Origin of the sequence: Mesoplasma photuris ATCC 49581 (assembly GCF_000702725.1) — a bacterium.
GTDB classification, from domain to species: Bacteria; Bacillota_I; Bacilli_A; order Mycoplasmatales; family Mycoplasmataceae; genus Tullyiplasma; species Tullyiplasma photuris.
Genome location: NZ_JNJI01000003.1, coordinates 1 through 22,873, shown reverse-complemented (window position 1 = coordinate 22,873; position 22,873 = coordinate 1). Strand labels below are relative to the sequence as shown.

At 27.6% G+C, this 22,873-nt stretch carries 16 protein-coding genes, 1 pseudogene and 1 riboswitch; all 17 genes and pseudogenes read right to left on the bottom strand.

Annotated features, from left to right (window positions below; all coding sequences use genetic code 4):
- Positions 1–12: 12 nt before the first annotated feature.
- On the bottom strand, positions 13–2,745 hold the full coding sequence (parC, locus tag T347_RS0101805; protein ID WP_051636024.1) for a DNA topoisomerase IV subunit A: 2,733 nt from the start codon (positions 2,743–2,745) through the stop codon (positions 13–15).
- A 12-nt stretch (positions 2,746–2,757) separates the two neighbouring features.
- The gene (locus T347_RS0101800) at positions 2,758–4,731 is read right to left on the bottom strand and encodes a DUF262 domain-containing protein (RefSeq protein ID WP_031542692.1); all 1,974 of its coding nucleotides are present in this window, start codon (positions 4,729–4,731) and stop codon (positions 2,758–2,760) included.
- A 13-nt stretch (positions 4,732–4,744) separates the two neighbouring features.
- The gene (parE, locus tag T347_RS0101795) at positions 4,745–6,679 is read right to left on the bottom strand and encodes a DNA topoisomerase IV subunit B (protein WP_031542690.1); all 1,935 of its coding nucleotides are present in this window, start codon (positions 6,677–6,679) and stop codon (positions 4,745–4,747) included.
- Between the two features lie 102 nt (positions 6,680–6,781).
- A complete protein-coding gene (locus tag T347_RS0101790) occupies positions 6,782–7,927 on the bottom strand; it encodes an HNH endonuclease (protein WP_031542688.1) in 1,146 nt (381 codons plus the stop codon).
- Positions 7,920–8,972 carry a DNA cytosine methyltransferase gene (locus T347_RS0101785; protein ID WP_031542686.1) on the bottom strand — a complete coding sequence of 351 codons (1,053 nt, stop codon included), beginning with the start codon at positions 8,970–8,972 and terminating at the stop codon, positions 7,920–7,922. The genes T347_RS0101790 and T347_RS0101785 overlap by 8 nt, the downstream gene beginning before the upstream one ends.
- Before the next feature lie 69 nt (positions 8,973–9,041).
- Positions 9,042–9,920: an energy-coupled thiamine transporter ThiT gene (locus tag T347_RS0101780; RefSeq protein WP_031542684.1), complete on the bottom strand. Its 879-nt coding sequence runs from the start codon at positions 9,918–9,920 to the stop codon at positions 9,042–9,044.
- A gap of 18 nt (positions 9,921–9,938) precedes the next feature.
- Positions 9,939–10,028, bottom strand: a riboswitch (TPP riboswitch).
- A gap of 162 nt (positions 10,029–10,190) precedes the next feature.
- Positions 10,191–11,615, bottom strand: a complete 1,425-nt coding sequence (locus T347_RS0101775; RefSeq protein WP_031542682.1) for a hypothetical protein — start codon at positions 11,613–11,615, stop codon at positions 10,191–10,193.
- Positions 11,616–11,646: 31 nt separating this feature from the next.
- Entirely contained in the window at positions 11,647–12,777 is a 1,131-nt protein-coding gene (locus T347_RS0101770; RefSeq protein WP_031542679.1) for a mannitol dehydrogenase family protein, read from the bottom strand.
- Positions 12,770–13,210: a PTS mannitol transporter subunit IIA gene (locus T347_RS0101765; protein ID WP_051636023.1), complete on the bottom strand. Its 441-nt coding sequence runs from the start codon at positions 13,208–13,210 to the stop codon at positions 12,770–12,772. Before T347_RS0101765 ends, T347_RS0101770 begins: the two co-directional genes overlap by 8 nt.
- The gene (locus T347_RS0101760; RefSeq protein ID WP_051636022.1) at positions 13,203–14,750 is read right to left on the bottom strand and encodes a PTS transporter subunit EIIC; all 1,548 of its coding nucleotides are present in this window, start codon (positions 14,748–14,750) and stop codon (positions 13,203–13,205) included. The genes T347_RS0101765 and T347_RS0101760 overlap by 8 nt, the downstream gene beginning before the upstream one ends.
- Before the next feature lie 602 nt (positions 14,751–15,352).
- Positions 15,353–16,969: pseudogene (locus T347_RS0101755) on the bottom strand (dicarboxylate/amino acid:cation symporter); the annotation flags it as partial.
- Positions 16,970–17,020: 51 nt separating this feature from the next.
- Positions 17,021–18,367: a CoA-disulfide reductase gene (locus T347_RS0101750; RefSeq protein WP_031542672.1), complete on the bottom strand. Its 1,347-nt coding sequence runs from the start codon at positions 18,365–18,367 to the stop codon at positions 17,021–17,023.
- Between the two features lie 2 nt (positions 18,368–18,369).
- Positions 18,370–18,750: a Rid family detoxifying hydrolase gene (locus T347_RS0101745; protein WP_031542670.1), complete on the bottom strand. Its 381-nt coding sequence runs from the start codon at positions 18,748–18,750 to the stop codon at positions 18,370–18,372.
- On the bottom strand, positions 18,740–19,936 hold the full coding sequence (locus T347_RS0101740; protein WP_031542668.1) for a MalY/PatB family protein: 1,197 nt from the start codon (positions 19,934–19,936) through the stop codon (positions 18,740–18,742). Before T347_RS0101740 ends, T347_RS0101745 begins: the two co-directional genes overlap by 11 nt.
- Before the next feature lie 237 nt (positions 19,937–20,173).
- Positions 20,174–20,956 carry a MurR/RpiR family transcriptional regulator gene (locus T347_RS0101735; protein WP_031542666.1) on the bottom strand — a complete coding sequence of 261 codons (783 nt, stop codon included), beginning with the start codon at positions 20,954–20,956 and terminating at the stop codon, positions 20,174–20,176.
- Between the two features lie 212 nt (positions 20,957–21,168).
- On the bottom strand, positions 21,169–21,672 hold the full coding sequence (locus T347_RS0101730; protein WP_031542665.1) for a hypothetical protein: 504 nt from the start codon (positions 21,670–21,672) through the stop codon (positions 21,169–21,171).
- The gene (locus T347_RS0101725; protein ID WP_031542663.1) at positions 21,665–22,648 is read right to left on the bottom strand and encodes a Pr6Pr family membrane protein; all 984 of its coding nucleotides are present in this window, start codon (positions 22,646–22,648) and stop codon (positions 21,665–21,667) included. Before T347_RS0101725 ends, T347_RS0101730 begins: the two co-directional genes overlap by 8 nt.
- Positions 22,649–22,873: the final 225 nt, after the last annotated feature.

The window sequence follows — 22,873 nt, the reverse complement described above, 5'->3', positions numbered from 1 at the left end:
GGTTAAAGCCTCTTAATCAAATAAATCATCAAAATCTAATTGTAATTTTGAAGCTTCTTCTTTTTTCTTCTCTTTTTCTTTCTTATCCGGTTTAGCAATTACTCCACCTAGAACCGAAGATAAATCTCCTAAAAGATCAGATAAATCGGTTGTCATATCTGCAACTTTATTAGCAGCTTCATCTTTTAAAGATTTAGTTACTGTTACTTTTGCTGATACTTTACCTTTATTAGCTTCACGAGTAGCATCACGTTCTACTTTTGAGATATATTCTTCTCCATCGTTAGAGTTAGACTCTGGAGGTAAATCCCCATTAACAATTCTAATTGGAGTTTCAATATTTGCATTAACAATATTTTCAATTCCAGTATCAGCTGTTGTTGAATCAAGTGATAATACTTTTGATTTAGCGACTGTAATTTCACCATACTCATCATTTTCATCAATCGTTTTAATAATATCGTTATTATTAACACTAAATCCGAATTTAATGAATTCTTGTCCACGTTTACGTTCTGGGAATAAACGCACTCCACGTTTAGGACGAACATATAGTGGAATATCAAGTGGATTGACTTTCTTCATTGAATCTTTATCAGTAATAAACATTACTTGATCAAATTCTGAAAGTGTTCTTCCTGAAATAATTACATCATCTTTTAGGTTTGAAGCTTTTACCCCTTTTGAGTTAGTTCCTTGAACAGGAATATCTTCAATATGGTATCTTACTCCAAATCCTTTTTCAGTAATCATAATCACTGTTTTAGTTTTAGATGATACTAAACTTGCAGATACTATTACATCATCATCAACAAGTTTCATAATTCTAAATCCTTTAGAATTAATTTTTGTTGCCAAATCAACAATCGGAGTACGTTTAGTCATTCCTAATTTTGTTGTTAACATAATGTGTTGAGTGGCTTGTTCAATATCTTTTAAAATAAATGCACCAACAATTTCTTCACTTCCATCCATTGTGGCATACGTATTAATGTGTACTCCCATATCTTTTCATTTACTCATTGTTAATTTATATAAAGGAATTGAATAGTATGTTCCTTTATTTGAAACTAATAATAAGTGTTCTAAGTTAGAAACAATTGCTTGTGAAATTCACATATCATTTGGTTTACGACCAAATGTACTCATCTCATTTTTAGCTAAAACAGCATTTTCAATTCCTTTTAAATATCCATCTTTAGAAATTCATAAACTAAATTCTTTTTCAACAAGTGTATCTTTGAATTCAACATCAAGTGATTCAATTAAATCACTTACTTCACTTCTTCTTGGAATTGCAAATTGTTTTTTAACTTCTTTTAATCGAGAAATTATTTCATTATCTAAAACAGTTTCATCTTTTAAAATAGCATCTAAATGTTTAATTAATGATTCTAAAGTATCTTTTTCTTCTTGTAATTTTACAATATCAGTTGAAGTTAATCGATACAAACGCATATCAGCAATTGCTGTGGCTTGTGGTTGACTAAATTGTAGCTTTTCGACTAAGTTAGCAATTGCATCACCTCTGTTTGTTGAACTACGAATTGTTTTAATAACTTCGTCAAGAATAGACATTGCTTTGATTAATCCTAAAACGATTTCTAAACGTGTATTTGCCTTATTTAGATCAAATTGTGTTCTACGAGTGAATACTTCTTTGTAATGAACAATATAGGCTTTTAAAATTTCAATTATCCCTAATTGTTGAGGTTGTTTATCAACAATTACAACATTGTTGTAGTTGTATGAAACTGATAGTGGTGTATTTTTAAATAAAAACTTTCTTACAGTTTCAACATTTGCTTTATCTGATAGATCAATTGCGATTCTTAATCCTGTTCGGTCTGTTTCATCTCTGATTTCTCTGATTCCTAATCCAGGGTTAGCATCAATGGTATCCCCAATTTTACGAACAAGATCTTGTTTAACAACTTCATAAGGAATTTCATCAATAATGATATTTCCCTTTTCTTCATGTCATTTAGAATTAATAATTACTTTACCTTTACCAGTTGTAAAAGCTTCTTTAATTCCTTCACGTCCTTGAACTAAACCTCCGGTTGGAAAATCTGGTCCTTTAACAATTTCTAAGATTGAATCAATTCTTGTATTAGGTGTTTTGATTAATCTAATTGTTGCATCAATCAATTCACCTAAGTTGTGTGGTGGCATGTTTGTTGCGTAACCCGCAGCAATTCCTGTACTTCCGTTTGTTAAAATATTTGGAAAATAAGCTGGTAGAACTGTTGGTTCTTTTTCTGAATCATCAAAGTTTGGTGCAAACATAACTGTGTTTTTATCTAAGTCATCTAATAAAATATCTGAAATTTTTGCTAAACGAGTTTCAGTATAACGCATTGCCGCAGCCCCATCACCGTCAATTGAACCGTTATTACCTTGCATATCAATTAGAGGCATTCCTAGTTTTCAAGTTTGACTCATACGAACCATAGCTTCATATATTGAAGTATCACCATGTGGGTGATACTTACCAATAACTTCTCCAACAATTCTGGCTGATTTTTTATATGGTTTATCATTAAACAATTTTAGTTCGTTCATCGCATATAAAATACGTCTTTGAACTGGTTTTAATCCATCACGAACATCAGGAAGAGCACGTTCTTGGATAATATATTTCGCATAACGTCCGAATCGATCACCCATTAAATCTTCTAATGGATAAACAACAATTCCTTGTTCTTGATCAACGTTACTGTTATCGATGATTTTTTTAGCCATAATGTGCCCTTTCTAGTTTTTTGGATATAAATATTCAATAACTTTATTTTTTATAATTTCTTCTCTTTTATTTATTAATAAATCGTAATCTTTTTCAGTGTCTTCAATATTTTTATTTTCATAAGCAAATAAATAAAATTCACTTTTATCCAAGAAAGTCACTTGTTCTAATTTTGAAATTTTATCTCAATCTTCTTTGTAGTCTAAGAATTCTAAATACAAGTCTGAATCAGATTTTGATTTATTTGTTTTTTCATCCAACAGTGTATAATTACCTATCGAATTTATATTTAATAATCTTCCTGTTTTTTCATAAAATTTTTCATTATAAGAATATGGAATTATGTGATCTATATTCATACTAGATATATTTATACCTGTAGATTTTAAGTTTTCAAATGAAATACTTGTAATTATTTTAAGTGATTTATTAAGAGTTGTTCTTTTGTTCTTTTTCTTTTTATTTTCAATTACATTGTAATCTCTGATAACTTTTTCAAGAGCTGATTTCATTTCTTCTTTCAAAATTACATCTTTATACTTTTGAATTTTAAAATTAACTAAATCATCTGTGGTTTTATTTACAGAACTTGAAAATAATTCTGTTAATGTATCATAAACAAAATGATTACCTATATTTGAGTAATCTCTTAAGAACATATCTGTACTTAATAAAATACCCTTTTTGAAATTATTTTCAGTATCAATAAAGTAGTTATAAAATACATCAGCAATAATTGATATTGTTTGATTTTTAGTCGGCTTGACTAATCCATTATCATTATTATTTGTTGTTCAGTTAATTTTATTGTTATTAATAGAACCCATAACTATCTTTATTTCTTCAAAATAATTATCGACCAATTTAGCTACAAGTAAAATCTTTTCAAAAAATTCAGAAACTTCAGATATATTAAAACTTTCTTTCAATGAAAGTCTTTTCAAAAATACTTGATTCATATTAGAAAAAGCGTTGCTAGGATTCATTAAACAAGCGTTAACTATATTAAAACCTTCTTCGAATAAATCTATTTCTACATATACATGATCTTCAAATATATTTTTTGTTTCTTTTTCTAAAATTTTAGAAAAACCAAATATCAATTCAAAAAGATCTATTTCTTTTTCTTTCAATATTTTTTCCTTTGTTCTTGACATAACTATTCCACTTTTGTGTTTATTTTCTTGATATCAATCATATTTAGAAAATACGTTATTAATAATTTTATTAGATACTTCATTATTTTGATATCCTTCAATATCAATTTTCATATCCTGTCAATGAGAAGCGGCGATTTCAAATTTACTTAATTTTTGTCCGGTAGTATTAATTCTTGTAAATATTTCAGCAATTACATCGTGATTTTTTCATGTCAGACATTCTATTATTGGTATTTCAATCTTTAATATTTCTTTACCAAAAGAAATTCATGAGTTTAATTTTTCATAAAATTCTTGATTAAGTACATGACTAGCCTTGTAAAAATCAGGAAGCTCATTTTTAGTTTTATTATCATTAGTATTATTTTTATATTTTTCTAATGAATCAGAATAAATAGAACTTAAAAAAGTTTGGATTTGAGAATCAAACTTTTCCTTTAACATGTTTTTTTGAAGATTTTCTTCCAGTTTTTCTTTGAATATTTTAAAGTGAGTTTTGTTATCAAAAAGATATTCTATATTAGAATCATTTACATCTAATTCTTTTCAAGAAACATTCGCAAATGGTTTATTTGCAAATTCATCTATCGTAGAAACTCTTTGATATCCATCAATAAGCAACTTTACATCTTCACCTTCTCTTTTATGTAAAAGTATTGATCCGAATGGATAACCTTCTTTAAGTGTTTCTTTAAATTTATCTTTAGCAGTTTTTGTTCAAACTTTATTTCTTTGAAAACTAGGTAGCTTAATAGTTTGATCAGCTAATTCATTCAAAATATTATCTATCGTTGTTGTTCTAGCTGTTGTTTTTACATTTTTCATATTTTTGGCCTTTCTAGTTTTCTTCTTTTACCAATAAGTCTACTTCAGAATCTTCTAAAGTAAATTTAACATTTTCTTGAATTCATTCTTTACGTTTTTCAGCATCATCACCCATTAAAGTTCTGAATGATTTTTCTGCAAGTAATGCATCTTCAATTGTTACTAAAATTAACTTACGTTTGCTTGGATCCATTGTTGTTTCTCATAATTGATCAGCATTCATTTCTCCAAGTCCTTTATAACGTTGAATTTCAAAACGTTTAGTACTATTTTTTGAATATTGCGCTAGTTCATCTTCATCTCATAAGTAAATAAATGAACGATCAGAAAAAATTAATTTATATAATGGTGGAAGAGCAATAAAAATATGTTTATTAGTAATTAAATCCTTCATGTATCTAAAGAAGAATGTTAATAATAATGTTTGAATGTGTGCTCCATCAGTATCAGCATCGGTCATAATAATTACTTTTCCATAATTAATTTCTGAAATATCAAATTCAGAACCAATTCCTGCTCCAATCGCTGTGATCATTGTTAAAATTTCTTCATTTTTCATCAAATCAGCTAGTTTAGCTTTTTCTGAGTTGATCACTTTACCCCTTAAAGGAAGAATGGCTTGGAATGTACGATCACGACCAGATTTAGCACTCCCTCCCGCTGAATCACCTTCAACTAGGTATAGTTCGTTAATTTCTTTTTTACGTCCTTGAGCTGGTGTTAATTTACCTAACATTGTACGATTTTGTTTTTTACCTTTTGAATCACGAATTACTTGACGAGCTTTTCTCGCTTCTTCACGTGCTCTTCGAGCTAACAATGCTTTTTCAATAATTTTTGTCGCTGGTGCTTTATTTTCTGTTAATCAGAAATTCATAAAGTTATAAGTAATTTGTTCAACTGCAGATTTAGCATCCGGTGTTCCTAATTTGCCTTTAGTTTGTCCTTCATACTCAATTAAATCTTCAGGAATTTTAACTGTTACAATAGCTACAAGTCCTTCTCTTAAATCATTTGAATCTAATCTTGGATCTTTATCTTTTAAAATTTTGTTAGCTTTAGCGTAATCATTAATTGCTTTAACTAATCCTGTTTTAAAACCAGTGATATGTGTACCACCATCACCAGTTTTAACATTGTTAGCAAATCCTAAAACAGTTTCATTATAATCTTCAGTATACTGTAAGGCGATTTCACCTTCAATTCTTTTATTTTCACCTTTGATAGTAATGATGTCTGTAATTTTAGTCATGTCTTCACATAATTCTTTAACAAATTCTTCTAATCCGTTTTCAAATTGATATTCAACATGTTTATCAGTTGTTTCATCTTTTAAAGTGATTTTTAAACCACTGTTTAATAAAGCTGATTCTTTTAAACGTTCACTAATTGTTGAGAAGTTAAATTTAGTTGTTGTAAAAATACCATCATCAGGTAAAAAATTAACTATTGTTCCTGTACGATTAGTGTTTCCAGTTTGAGTTAATGGTTGATCTAAGTTACCACCATTTTTGAAAGAAATTTGATGTGTTTGTTTATCACGATTAATTGTTACTTGGAATTTTTTTGATAAAGCATTAACAACACTTGATCCAACCCCGTGTAGTCCACCTGAAGTTTTATAACCACTACCACCGAATTTACCACCAGCATGAAGTACACTAAAAATTACCTCAGGAGTCGGTCTTCCTGTTGCATGCATTCCTGTTGGTACACCACGTCCGTTATCAGCAACTGTTACTGATCCGTTTTTTTCTAATGTCACATTAATTTCAGTTGCATATCCAGCTAAGGCTTCATCGATTGAGTTATCGACAATTTCTCAAACTAAATGATGTAAACCACGAACATCAGTTGAACCGATGTACATCCCAGGACGTTTACGAACCGCTTCTAAACCTTCCAAGACTTGAATCGCTGATTCATCATAAGTATTTTTATTTGCCATTAAATTTCCTCCATAGTAAAAAAGATAAAGATAATTCCTTACTTATTAAATTATAGATTAAAGATTAAAAAAGTGGAAAGTTTTCCACATTTCCACATTTATTTAGTCATTATCATACTCATATTTATTATCATTAATATATATATTAATCAATTCTTCCAACGAAATATTATTTGTGATTAAATAATTCTTTTTAAGCTCATACATTTCTTCTATTTTAATAACCCTTTCCTCTTTATTAGCATGGTGAACTTTCCTATGACATTCTGCACATAGTGCTAATAGGTTTTCAATTACATCGACTTTAAAATTAAAAATACCTTCAAATTTCATTCATATAACATGATGAGATTCTAAATATTTCGTTCCATCATTTTTAATGAATGAATCGTGTCTGCTATCAAGTTGACATAAATAGTTAGATTTTTCATATGACTCAATAGCTAATCTAGGATCTCTTGAAGGTTTAATTTTCTTTTCGATATCATAAACTTGACCACCATTAATAAAACAAGAATTCGGGTTTATAACTGAGTATTTCTTTAAATTTTCTTTTGCTTTACTAGTTAAATAATATTTTTTTTGATCGCTCTTTAAAATATTTGAGCTAATTAAAGACTTTATAACTCATGAATCAAATTTTTTCATTATTACTTCATCTTCTGATGTTTTAGTAAATTTATCATAAGATTTTAGTACATTTTCAAGATCACTTTGATCAGAAATCAAAACCAACTTTTTTTTAACAAATTTTTTTGGTATATATCCATATTTATTTAATAATAAATATAAAATTCTAAAAGGAAATAAATTCAAATTTGTAGCTCTAGGGGTAGCTAAATTAGGAAAGGAAACATCTAATGTTGATGCCAAAAAAATTTCTTCAGCTTTTTCAAAATTGTTATCTTCAATTTGCTGTATGAGACCTTTACCCATCGCAGAAAGACAATATATATCATTATCTTCTTGAAATAAAATATCTAAAAAACCATAAAATATAAGCGGCTTATAGAAGTGTGCAATAGTCGTATTATTTTTTTTAAAACCAGGATAGTTCTTACACAAAAAATCCTTCAATTTTGAATTTAGTTCAGTTATTTTTTTAACACTTACATTTTTATTAACTTCAAAAAATTTCAAAACAAAATATGTTCTAGTGGTGATGTTATTTTCTTTTGGATTTATTTTATCAAAATTTAAGTCGAAAATATTCGAATTACCAGGTGCTCTTCAAACTGTATTAACCATTTTTTTTTGGAATCCTTTCTAACATTGCATAAGCAAAAAGAGGCGGAAACGATTCTCCGATAACTTGTCTTATCAAATTATCAGAAGCTCAAATAGGAACATTTCAATCATCTGGTAATCCTGTCAATCTAAATAATTCCAATATAGTCAAAACCCTTGCATCTGAATATTCTCCGTTTTTTAATTGTCTACCCGGATGAACATTATTTTGACTAGAAATTGAACCTGATGCCATAGTTATTGTTGGGGCAGGTTTATCTCACTCCATTCTCTTATATGTTGTTGTATATCCCTTAATTCTTTGTCCATTATCCTTAACTGGATAAAATTCGATATTATTAATTGCAGATTTTCCTGTTTTGGTATTTTTCATTCATAAAACATGTCTTTCATTATGCTTTTTAGCATAATGAAATTTAAGATCACTTACATCACCAGATTCAAGAGTAGGTAATTCGCCAATGGTATCTCTTACTGTTTTTTTGATTTGTTTATCAGGAAATTCTCATTTAGCAAATTTTGAAATTAAAAATATTACTCGTTTTCGATTTTGAGGGGTTCCATAATCAGAGGCATCAGCAACTTTAAAATTAACAAAATAACCCATGTTTGAAAATTCTTCAACAATATAGTCTTTAATATTTATTACTTTATTGTTATGCATGATATTGAATTTCAATAAACCAGGTACATTCTCTATTAATATATTATTTGGTAAAGTTTCTTTAACAAATTTAACTACATATTTAATCAATTCATTTCTAGGATCAAAACTATTCATTCTACCTGCAATAGACATACCTTGACATGGTGGAGTTGCTATAAGAAACTCACATTTATTTTTTTTATGTGCCTTTACAACTTTTTTAAATACTTCTTCATTAGTGATATCTCCATTTATCATTTCAGAATCAGGATAAAGATGTTTATAAAAATCAGCTCTATTTTTCAAAAGTTCATTCGATACTTTCATTTTTATACCTGCTTTTTTAAAAAAATGCTCATCAATTCCGACATTTGCAAATAGACTGGTTCCTTTTATCATAATATCCACCTCATTTTTAAAATTATATATTAATTTAATTTTAACATCATATTATAAAAATGAAAAAAATTATCTTTTTAAAAACTTCAATGTTTTACATATGATTGGCACAGTTAATAAGAATAAAGCGTAATCAAATGTGGTGTTAAATAAATTAAGCACTAATGAATAGATTCAAATGTCATATCCGCCTCAAGCAAACTCACCATAAAACAACACTCCAGCAAACACTCTTGAAAAGTAAATTATGATTGTTGGTAATGTTACAAATACTAATCAATTGATTACAGTAATAACTTTGTTTTCACTTATATTTGGTTTGATAAATACACAAACCGAAATTGCAACAACTGGAATTAAGTAATCAAATGTATAAGCTGCTAAATTACCAGCATCAAAGTTATTTGGCATAAAGTAAGACAAAATTCCAGCTAATATAGTTACAGTAAATACTTTCATAAAATCACTAATATAAGCAAAAAAGAAAATTGGAATAAACTTTAGTGATAAAGTAACATAACCTGGTAATTGAATAAAACTAGTTGAAAAGTCTAGTAATAAATAAAGTCCTAAAATCATTCCCATGATCACAATATCATATACTTCTCATCGTTTTAAATTAAATCTAAAGGCTAACTTTGGACCATTGATTCAAAAGTAAATGATACTTGGAATGTTTAATGTCACAATTGATAAAATTATCAATTGTTTTTTTGATTCTCCACTATAACTTGGAATTGATAAGTTAATATATACGTTTAATAATATGTAAATTAATAAAAAAATAACTAGTGAAATGATTAAAACGATTAAGTTAGCGTAATCAGTTTCATTTTTTAATCTTTCGATAATTACTGAAGTAAACCCTCATGTTAATAATCCACTTAAAATAACACCAACTATAGCATTTATTATTAACCATATATATTTAGATTGTATTTTTTTCATGAAATCCTCCACGAAAAAACAGATATAAATCAGATCTCCCTACGTTAGTATTAACTAAATCAGGTTCTAAGAGTATTTCTCAAGCTTACGCTACCTCTGTCTTTTCATAATTAGTATAACACTTATAAATTGGTTAAATTTAAAAAAACAAAAAAGGAAGTTGGTAAACTTCCTTTTTGTATATTTCTTATACACATAATTATTATGATGCTTATTTAAAATAAAAATTAATAATTTTAAAACATTACATTTTGGAATGAATTAAGAAAATTATTCTATTAATTTCCTGTAAATCATCTCCACCAATTTTTTATGAACAATTTCTTTGTTATTTATAACTGACATCGCTGGTAAAAAAATTATATTGTCATGATTATTGATAATTTCTATAGAAGAAATTATTAGATGAGCTTTTTTAATATCTTCTTCTCTTAATAGAACATTTGCTTTTGCAACTATGTTTGCATTTTTATATATTTTTTTAAGATGCTGAGAAACCATCGCACTTTGTCCCATACCACCGACACAAACGGCAAAAATGTTTGTGTTATATATATAAGCTATTCCATCTAACCAAATTATTAGATGTATAAATATTTCATAAGTTAACATCATTGTTAATTTTTCATTTAAATTCAATTTTTCAATTTCTTTTTTGCAAATATTAAAAAGTTCGTTGAATTTAACTATATATTTCGAAAGACCATATAATTCAAAATCATATGAAATTCCTGTTTGTTTAGCATTTTTTATTTCAATGGTTCTAATTACGTGCTTTCTTATGTTATCTATTGTTTCATCGTTAAGTTTAATTTCGCCTTTAAATAAAAATTCAATAGATTTGCTTAATTGATCTAAAAATATTTCAACAGATTCTTTTAATTCTGATTTATCAAAATAACGTTTTAAAGAATTTTTTGTTACTAAGGGGATTTCATAATTTTCATAAAAGTCTTTAACAATGTTATTATTGTCTAATACTGTGTTTTTATTTTTTTCTAAATTTTTTCATAAACATATTTTTATAGCCATAAAAATAGCATCAGCATCAGACAAATTTACTTTATTGTTTTTTATATTTTCAACAATAGTTTTATAAAATTCAGCAAAATTTTCTAATTTTAATTTTTTATTTAAAAATTTGTATGTATAAGGATTAAAAATAAAACTTAGATCATTAACTTTAATTAAGGTATTCTTTTGTCTACTATAAATTTGATTATTAATAAGTATTTCCATAACACTTATAAAACTTTCAAAATCATATTTAGAAAATTTTAAACCTGATTTTTGAGTTAAATTAATTGAAAAATCAAATCTAAAACAAATTTCATTTAATTCATCAATAAGACTTTTGGTTTCTATATTTGTTTTTTCCAAATCTTCTGATAAATCTTTTAAAGTAGACTTTAAATTATCAAATACATAATTAAGGATATACATTTGTGCTTCTCATTTTGACAAAAAGTCTTTCGACTTTGAATAAACTTTTTTTGAAAAAGAAGCTTTGTCACCTTTAAAAGTTACTTTTCTGTCTTTTATTTCTAATTCATCATTAAAAACCTTTTTTCAATCATCTAATGTTCTTAACAAAGTTTTTTCACTAATATTAAAAAAATTTGTAAGTTCTCCAAAAGAAGAGGTTTTATTAAAAATGTAATAAACAATTTGATAATCTCTTTCGTTTTTATTCATTTTGTTTTTCCTTTTAATTTAATTTTAAAGTTTAATTTAATATTTGGCTTAATATCTTATTTTGTTTTTTAGAAAGATTTTTAATAACCTTTTCTATTTTTGATATTCCTTGATTATTTGTTGATATTTCTTTTAATTCTAAAGCTTCTTTATCTTCTTCAAAGAAATAATTCATTCCATTTACAAACGCTTGTTTTAGATAATTTACTTCTAAATCATTTTCGTAAGCAAATAATAGCGGATCAACAATTCTTTCATTTTTTTGTAGTTTTGTTATTGGGTTTCTGGCAACTCTATATAACTCATCACGAATTAATTTATTTTCAAAACGTTTAATGATGCTTTCCCCATAATTTTTCAAAATTTGTTCGTCATATTTAAATTTCAAAGAAATAATTTTAACGTAGTTTTCCATAAGACCTTTCAAATAATCAAAAGTATCTTGATCATCAAGAGTATCTTGTAGAATTGGAACTGCAAATTTATCTTGTTTATATCTAAATCAACCTAAAGAGGCATGTACACCATTTAGCATAGTCATTTTTTTATATATATCTATTTCCATATTTTCTGAATAAGTTAGATTATCAATTTTATTAATTTCTGCTGGTCATTGTGTTGAATCAACAATTCATGAATAATATTTTTCAACATCAATATCTAAAGAATTATTTAACTGAATTGGTACAATTCTATCGACCATACAGTCAACAAAGTATACATTATGAGGAATTGAATGTTTTTCTTCATATTCATTTTTAAAATAACTAGAAACTCTATTTCCGTTTTCACAGCAAATAATTATAATCTTTTGATTTTTATCAATTGAATCAATAATGAATTTTAGATCATCAATAATAAACTTTAAATTGTTTTGACCAGTTGAAGTTGTAATTAAAAATGTATCTTTTAAAAAGTTCTTAAAATTGCTATCTTCTCTGATTCCTTTTATTGTTGAACTACTATATCTATCAACTATAATTTGATTTGTTTCAATATCTAATTCATTCACAATATATGATTTGTTTTCATTAAGGTTTTTAATAATCTCTTCATTAACATCTAAAAATTTTATTTCATCAATATTTTTATTTTTTAATAATATTGGGGCTATAAAACCTCTACCTATATTACCGGCTCCAAAGTGAATAACTTTACTCATTTGAAAATACCTCTTTAATGTATTCTTTATCAATATTTTTATGATTTAAAATTTGTTCAACATATTCTATATCAGAAAATTCAACTGCAATATTAGATAGTATTTCTAAATGTTGTTCATCTTTTGAAGCAATTCCAATAACAAACCTAATTTCTTTTTCTTGATCTGGTACTTTAAATCCTTGCTCATAATAATGAACAACAATTCCTGTTTCTTTAACTAATTTTTTAGAATCATCCAAACCATGAGGTATAGCTAAATAATTACCAATACATATACTAGTTTTTTCATGTCTTTTATGCATTTGCTCAATGTATTTTTTATCAATAAAACCCAACTCTAAAAGATGTTTTCCAGAGTTATCTATGGCTTCACTGATATTTTTAGCATTTTTAAATATTTTAATATTTTTCAAATCAAAATTATTATTCATGATTAATTTCCTTTTTAAATTCTTCAACAATTTCATCATAAAATTTACCATCTAAAAAGTTAGAAATACTTTTATGAATTGAGTGTGGTGCTTTTGATTTTGCTAATTCCGTTAAAGATTCCTGAGTTATAACAAATTCAGCATTTTCAGGCAATTCCTTAATCGGAAAGTTCTTAACCTCAATGTCTAGTTCTGCTTGTTTGAATTTTTTTCTCAATATTCCAGCACCCATTGCACTTGAGCCCATTCCAGCTTCACAAGCAAAGATTACTAATTTAATGTTTTTTAGATTTTCAGGTTTATGAGTTCCTTCAATTTTTTCTAATTTTTCTGTTTTATCTATTTTTCTAATATATTTTGATTCTTTACCTTTTAAATCAATTGTTTTTTGTTGTGCTTCTTCTAAAGAAACAGATTGTCCTTTGTGTCTTTTATTCATAATAATAAATAATAATGTTCCAACTCCAAGCGAAACTGCAAACGATACTAAGACCCCTAATGAAATTCCTAAATAATTCATCCATTCACTATCAGCCATTGCAAAGATTGCTAAAATTGATCCAGGACTAGCGGGTGCTTTTAAACCTGCATCAAAGATTTGGAACATCGCATCTCCAGCTAGACCTCCTGATAACAAGGCGATAATCAATATTGGTCTCATCAATACAAATGGGAAGTAAACTTCATGAATTCCTCCAAAGAATTGAATTACTGTAGCCCCGGTTGCTTGTCCTCTACTTTTTTTATCAAATAAAGCGGTTGCTACTAATATACCCAAACCTGAACCGGGATTTGATTCTAATAAGAATAGAATAGATCTACCTGTATCAGCTGCCATTTGAATACCTAGTGGAGTGAATACTCCATGGTTAATAGCATTATTTAAGAATAATATTTTTGCAGGTTCTACAACTAATGCAGATAAAAATATCAAGTTAGCCGAAACCAAACCATATACTATTTTCATAAGTACTCATGATATAGCATTAATTACTCATGGAAATCCGAAGAAAGCCGCTAAACATAAAGATAAACCAATAATAGCTAATGAAAAGTTGTTTACTAACATTTCAAATCCGCTTCTAATTCTGTTTTCTAGTAATTTATCAAATAACTTCAAAATGTATGCAGCTAGCGGACCAACCATCATAGCTCCTAAAAATTGAGGTGTAGCAGATGCTCCTTCTCATCAACCAGGATTAAATTGATTTCCTACAATTACACCAAATACAACAAAGGATGCAATTACTCCACCTCTGTCTCCGTGAACTAACTTACCTGCATAAAAACCAATCATAATCGGTAATAAATAATTAATAATATTACCAATTAAATAGTCATTAATCACAGCTACTGGCGTTCATCCTGTATCTAAGAAAAATGCTGTTAATATACCTCAACCAATGATAATTCCGATAATAGGCATTATCATTGCACTAAGTCATCCACCAAATTTTTGAACATTCTTCATTAAAACTTTTTTATCAATTTTCATATTAAAAGTCTTTTTTGAAGTGTCTTGTTTTTTAATTTTTATCATAATATCCTCCTATTATGATTTTTATGTAAAATGAAAAAATATGGTCTTTTATAAAATTTGGTTTTGGTGAATGTTTTGGACAAAAATTGATTATTAAACTTTTATTATGATTTATATGTTGAAGTTAAAATAAAATATTAAAGTTATATTTTAGAAATTATGAATAAAAAAAATTCCACACAACTTAACAATTGATGTGGAATTTTTTTATTTATTTATCTTGATGATCTAACTTCTTTTCTTGCGTTAGCTCTTCTTGCTGCTGCAGCTTTTCTTGCTTCAGCTTCTCTTTTTTTGATCAAACTTGCTTCAGCTTTTCTAGCTGGGGCTGTTTGTCTTCTTTCTTCAGTTGTAATTGCTTTAATTCTTTTTGCTTCAGCTTTTCTAGCAGCTTTTTCTGCTGCAGCTTGAGCATCAACTTCAGCATAAGCTTGGTTTGCTTTTTCTTTTGCAATTCTATACTCTTCTTTAATTAAGTCTAGTTTATCCATTGCTGCTCTTAAAGTTTTTGCATCTTCAGCTATCGCAATTTCTTTTTTAATTGCTTTAATGGCTTGGTTTGCTTCACTTGACAATTTAGCTCTTTCTTTAAATCTTATGCTTTCAGCTTTAGCTTTAGCTTCTTTTGCATCTTCATTTGAATTAATTTTCAATAATAATGCTTTTTGTTCATCCAATTGTTTTTCGGTTAATAAAGTACTTCCCTCTTCAATCAGACCTTCGGACTTACCTACAATCGTTGCTACTGCCGCTCCAGCTATAACGTTAGTTCCAGTTCTACCCATATCAAATAGACCATCTAAAGCTCCAACAATTGCATAAACTGGTGCAAATCATGCTCCAAGTCCTAATCCTCCAAGTACACCAGCTGTAACAACAGCAGCTGTTCCAGGAACACCAGCAATTCCTAATGATGCGATGATTGTAACAATCAACGCTGTAATAAAGTATGTAAATAATGCCATATCATGAACATCAGTTCCAGCACCAGTTCCAGTTCATAAGAAACTTGTAATAAGTCCTGCTTGAACTCCAGCACATCCCATAAGACCCATTGATGTTGATAATGGTGCAATTGTTCCTACAACATTATCATTAACTTTCATTTCATCTTTAAGGGTAGACATTGTGACAGGTAAAGTTGCATTTGATGATTGTGTTGCAAAACCTTGGATTAAAGGTTTTAATCCTAATTTTCATCATTGTCCAACTTTTACTCTACTTACAAATAATAATAATGTTAAGAATCCTAATGAAATTAGAAGTCCTAAGTAACCAACACCTAATGCTTTACCCATTGTAGCAATTGATCCAATTGGTTTAGAAATAAGTGTATTAAGCATCATTGATGCTACTGCTAATGGCATGATTTTCATAAATGTCATCATCACAGAAGTTACAACACTGTATCCTGTATCCATAGCATTTCTAATTGCTTTCATTTGATCTGGTTTACGTTTTGATAATAATTTAACTGATGATCCAAATAAAACTCCAAGGATCATCAAAGGAATAACTCCTCCAGCTACTCATGCACCAGCAAAATTAGATGGGAAATAATTTCAAATAATTTCGGCAAATGGTTTATTATCCATAAATTCTTTATCACCAGATTCTAATACTAATCCTGCTCCATCTCCAACTTTTAATAACATTCCTAATCCGAATGTAATAACAAAGGCAAATGTAACATTGATTAATAATAATGCAATTCCTTTAACAGTAATTCTTCCAACTCCTCTAGCTCCAGGTCTAGAAGTTACTCTGAAGATTGCTAAGAACACAACTGGTGCTGTTAGCATTAAAATACCATTAATGAAAATATTTTTAAATAATTGTGATCAAATATTTAACTCGTAAGCTCAATAGTCTCCCACAACAACTTGATGTCCTTCTCAAGTTCCTCCCTCTACAGCTTCATTTATGAAATCAGCTCCATCTTTAATTTGGAATAAACCAAATTCAGGGAATCCGGCAATTATTTGTAAAATTAAACCAAATAATAATCCGATACTCATACCCATTAATACTCTATAAATGAATTTGATTTTTTTCTTTTTCATGAATAATCAAAATCCGACTAATATTCCTAAGAATGCTATAACTGTAACAGCTGATTGTCATGTACTGATGGCTAAGAATGAGGCAAATATTCCTTTATCTTCACCAAGAACTACATTATCTCCAAGTGGTTGAAGTTCTTTAAAGAAATCAAGCATCCTAGTATTTCGTAATGTACTTATCATATTTCAATTCCTTTCTTTTTTATATTATTTAACAAACTTCGATAACGCTATGTTAACAATGTCTGTTGTTCTTGCAAATGGTGGAGCATACGGCATATCAATTTGCTCTAATGCTTCATTAACTTTTATTTTTGATCAAATCATAGCAATTATAGAATGAATTCTTAATACTGCTTTATCTGATCCAATGATTTGTCCACCGATTATTGTTTTTGTTTTATTATCCATTATCAATTTAATTGATAATGGTGCTTGATTTGGAACATAGTTAGTATGGTCTTTATCGTGTACTATAGAAACTGAATAATCTATTCCTTTAGCTTTAGCATATTCTTCTGTAAAACCAACTCGTGCTCCTTCTTTGTTAAAAACACGAATTATTGCAGTTCCAAGTGTTCCAGAAAATTTAGATTCAACTCCAGCGATATTATTAGCCACAACTTTTGCGAATTTATTAGCAACAGTTGCCAGTGGTGTATATGTATCTGAACCATCAAGATAGTTTTTAGAAGACGCACAATCTCCAACACTTCAAACATGATCTATATTTGTTTTTCCTTGGTCGTTTACGATAATTGCCCCATTTCCTAACATTTTTATTCCACTTTCTTTTAAGAAAGCTGTGTTAGGTCTAAAACCGACACTCAAAACAACCGCATCACAATCAAGAACTTTTCCTGATTTTAATTTAATTGAAACCACTTTGCCTTTTTCTTCTATAACTTCTATTAGTGCATCACCTTTAATAAACTCAACTTTATTTGAATAAAGTTCTTCTTCAAATATATTTGTTAAATCTTCATCAAAGGTTTTTGCCAATACTCTTTGTTCCATTTCAATTAATGTAACATTTTTATTTAAATGTTTCAGAGTTTCTACAACTTCCAAACCAATGAAACCTGCACCAATTACTGCGATATTATTAATTTTATTATTATTAATAACCGCTTCTTTTAGTCTTATTCCATCTTCTAAACTTGTAAGTGTGAATACATTTTTGCTTTGTATTCCAGGTACAGGAATAACGATTGGTGATGCTCCAGTAGCGATCATAATTTCATCATATGAATCTTCACCTGAGTTTCCTTTTTTATCTTTAAAATAAAGCTTTTTACTTTCAAAATCAATATTATCTACTGTAGTACCAGTATTAATAATAATTCCAGTTTTTTCAAATTCAGTCACTTGTCTTGCTATTAATTGATTGGGATCTTGAAAGTTGTCAGCTACAAAATATGGTAAACCACAAGCACCTAATGAAACATAATCGTTTTTTTGATAGACAACTATTTCAGTATCTGGTTTTAATCTTTTAAGTTTAGCAGCCATACCCATTCCAGCAGCTGCTCCTCCAACTATAACTACTTTCATAATTACGCTGCAATTACTTCTATTTCAACGATTGCTTCTTTTGGTAAAGCAGCCACTTGGAATGCAGATCTGGCTGGTTTAACATCACCTAAAAATTCTGCATAAACTTCATTCATATCTGCAAAATCTTTTATATCAGCAAGAAACACAGTTGTCTTTACAATATTTTGAAGGGTCATGTCATTAGCTCTTAAAATTGCTTCAACATTTTTAAGAGATTGTAAAGTTTGAGCTTTTGCATTTTTTTCTACCATTTCTCCTGTTTTAGGGTCAATTGGTAATTGACCAGAAATATATAGAATACCTTGAACAGTAACCACTCCTGCTGAATAGGGTCCTACTGCTTTTGGAGCATCTTTTGCTATTATTACTTTATTTTTCATTATTTTTTCCTTTCAAGTGTTTATTAATAACTGAAGAAATTCTATGAATTGCTTCTTCAATTATTTCAGGACTAGTTGCTAAATTAATTCTGAAATATACTCCACCAGGATTGACAAATTCATTTGAACATTGAATCAAAACTTTAGCTTCATGTGTCATTAGTTTAAAAAAGTCTTCTTCTGAAATTCCAGTTTTACTATAGTCTATGTAGATTAAAAATGTTGCTTCAGAATCAAGGGGTTCTAACTCAGGTGTATTTTCTTTCAAGTATTTTTGGATATATAAAAAGTTCTTTTCATAAATTTTTTTCGAATCTTGATAGAATTTTTGACCATGATTAATCACAGCAATTGAAGATACTTGAGCAAAGATATTTGGTTCTGAAGGTAAGTGATTTAATTCAATAATCTCCATCAGTTTTTTCTTCATTTTTATATCTTTAACAATTCCTCAACCATTTTCAATACCTGCTAAATTAAAGGTTTTGTTCAAAGAAGTTCCAACAACTATATTGTCGTATTTGTCCATATATTGAGCAAATGAAATTGTTTCATTGTCAAATAATGTTATGTCTCCATGAATTTCATCAGAGAATAAAAAGACATTATTTTCTTTAAGTATTTTAAGAAGTCTTTCAATGTCTGCTTTTGGAATAATTCTTCCTCCCGGATTCATTGGGTTTATAATGATATACATTTTGGGTTTTTCTTCTTTAATTTTTTGTTCAATTAAATCTAAATCTAAATCAAATTTGTTATTTTCTTTTTTAAGAGGAACCATTAGTGGAACTCTTTTTCAATTAACGACATTATCGTATATTGGTCCATACATCGGGTAACTCATCATAATTTTGTCGCCAACTTTAGTCATTGCTTGAATGACTGTAGAAGCTGTAAATACTGTTCCGGGTGTAAAAAATAAATTATCAATAGTGATATCTATTTTTTTAGTTTTTTTAGTATGATTAACTATTGCTTCGATAAATTCTGGTCTCATACTTTGATAACCATAATAAGGGAAAGCAGCTCTTTCAACAATTTTATCAACTACTTCTTTTGGTAATGGCAAATCTGAATCAGCAATTCACAATGGAATATAGCTATCATCAATTTTGATTCCATATTTATTTTCATTTTCTGCTATATCTCATCTTTTTTGTTCAAATCCTTGCCTAATTTTTCACATATATAATTTCACATCCTTTCTAAAGTCGAAAATACACTTTATTTTAGATATCTATTTTTATATATTTATTAATTTAATTAGAATTGCCAAATTAAATTTTGCTTACAATGATCATTCTATAAACTAAATTAAAATATATTTTCTTCTTTTCAAATATATTATTAATCTCAAAAATAGATTTTTTTATAAAAAAAATAATGTGTAAATTATTTTTAAAATTGGAAATTTGTTTACTGATTAAGAAATTAAATAAATTAGTTGCATAACAATATACACAAATGACATAGTCGAATTTGTTTGTTTGTCCATAACTTCTTCATTATTTAAAACGATAATATCAATAGTGTCATCGTTTATTATTGGCGACAACAAATTAGACGTTACTAATACAACGTCGCAATTATTCTTAACTAGCTTTTTGTTAACATTAATCATTTCTTCAGTCATTCCACTATATGAAAATATAAAAGATAAGTCATTTTTTCCAGCTTGTTCAAGATAGCTATACTGAACATCTAAATCTCTTGAATAAAATACTCAATATCCCAATTTTAATAAATAATTATTAAAAATTGATAATACATTTAGATTTGCCCCTTTTCCGAACAAAAAGATTTTTCTTGCTTTAACAATTTTTTCTTTAGTTTGAAATAAAGAATTTTCACTATTCTTCTTAATATAATCAAGATTATCAATAATTAAATTATGATAAGCATTTAAAAAATCTCTATCACACATTTCATATTTAAATTCTTTTTTATGTGCTAAGTGAGAGTTGATAATTGAATTTTCAAACATTAAAACTTGAATTAAATGTTTATATCCTTCCAAACCCATTTGTTTACAAAATTTTACGATTGCTGAAGTAGAAGAATTCGAAAGTATTGCTAAGTTGTTTATCGTTAATTTAGATATATCATATAAATTATCTAATAAAACTTTTGATACATTGCAATTTATTGATGAATCATTTGTTTCTATATTATTTTGAAGTTTTGATATTAAATTATATTTATTCATAATGTACCTACTTAATATAATTATATTCTCTGATTAAAAGTTTTTATTGAAAGTAGAAATAATTAATTAATTTAGATCAATTAAATAACAGTATTTAAATATCTTTTTTAAAATTATATTGATATTTTAAAACAAAAAAGAGAAGTTTTTAATACTTCTCTTTTTTATATAGCAATATAGTATATTCAAACGAATATTATATTTTAAATAAATTAATCTTTCTTTTCTTCCATTGTTAAAGCTTTGTATTGTTTTTCAATTGATTCAAAATGGCCTTTTTTGAACTTACCATCAACTGTTGCTAATTCAAATAAAGTTAACATAATTTTAATAATAATTTCATCACTTTTATCAATAACAACATCTTTCTCGTTTAGAGCAAGCCTGTTGCATTTATTAATTAATTCTTCCATTGAAGTTTCTACTAAACTATAACCTTTGAATTTTTTAAGTTTTTTCTTAACACTTAATCAAGAAAAAGTTAATTCATTAACCATAAAAAACATTTCATCACGATCTAATGTTTCAATTTTTTTAGGATCTTTTTTTAAAGATAAAATCTTTTTTGCAATTTTATAAAATTTATTATTAATTTGATTAATTTTAAATTTATAACTTTCACGTCTTCTAGCAATTATCTCAAATCACAGAGCCATAAGAGTAGCTATTGACCCAGCAGCTCCTAATATTTCTAAACTAAATAAGAAATTATCCATCTTTATGTTCCTTTTTCTTTTTATTTTTTTTCTTTTCCTCTTTAAGAATTATTCTTGGATTACCAGTTTCTTTTGCGATTCGATAATTCATTATATTTGCATATAAATAAGTAAATCCAATCGCAATTCCGACAATAATTCCTCCACAAATCACAAAAGCTACAATTCCAGGAATTCCAGTGTTCATAACATTTGGTGAAAAAATATCTAAGAATGGGTAAGGGTAGTTAATATTTGGATCTGTTTTACCAATTATTTGTCTAATTCCCCCACGAGCAACTGTATACATTAAGTAAGTTGCTAGTACTATGATAAATCCAATATATCCATGTTTTACTCTATCAAGGGTAATCCCTTTTTCTTTTAAAGGCATAAATACAGATACATAAACTAAAAATAATACAGGACCAACTAAGTGTAATAAGAATCCAGAAACTCATCCTCAAGCATCTAGTCTGACAAAATTACCTACTCCAATAATCATTCCTGGTAATAGAATGAAGTTTCAAACTATTGCAGTGATTGTGATAAATACCGCACTTGTTCCAGCTCAACGAATATTTGCAAATCCACGATTGAATGTTCCTTCATTTTTAGGTCAAAATGCAGCCGTTACTAATCAAACTCCAACTAAAATGTTAGATAAAGTTGTAAAATATGACGAATAAAATGTCATTGCTTCTAAAGCATTAACCGTTGTTCCAAATGTGACAGTTACATCTCCGTTTGCATTATATGAGTATTTTTGAAAAATGTTAATAAATGTTCCATATTGGTCATATCATTTTGGATCAGTGATTCAACTAACGATAAATTCGTTTCCAAGTTTACCAGTACTTAATATTCTTTGTAAATCACCAGCAATGGTTTGCAGATCAGATCCAGAAGCACCAGTTTCATTTCCTAATTCAGCATTATGTTCAATTAGATAATCAGTTATTCCACGATTTAGAGCATAAATTTGAGCAATAATCACTGCATAACAAGCAATTTTACTAATGTAAGTATTCCAATACCTAAAATTGCCTTATATCAAAATCTAAAATCATGGAAATTGATTTTTTGTCGATGCTTAGTTTTAAAACCTAAAAGAGGTTCGCTTGTTTTGATTGTTATTTCCATAATTATTCCTTTCTATTTTTCTTCAGTTTCTTCTAAGATTAATTCTCCTAGAATTTTTGCTAATCCCTGTTTAACTTTA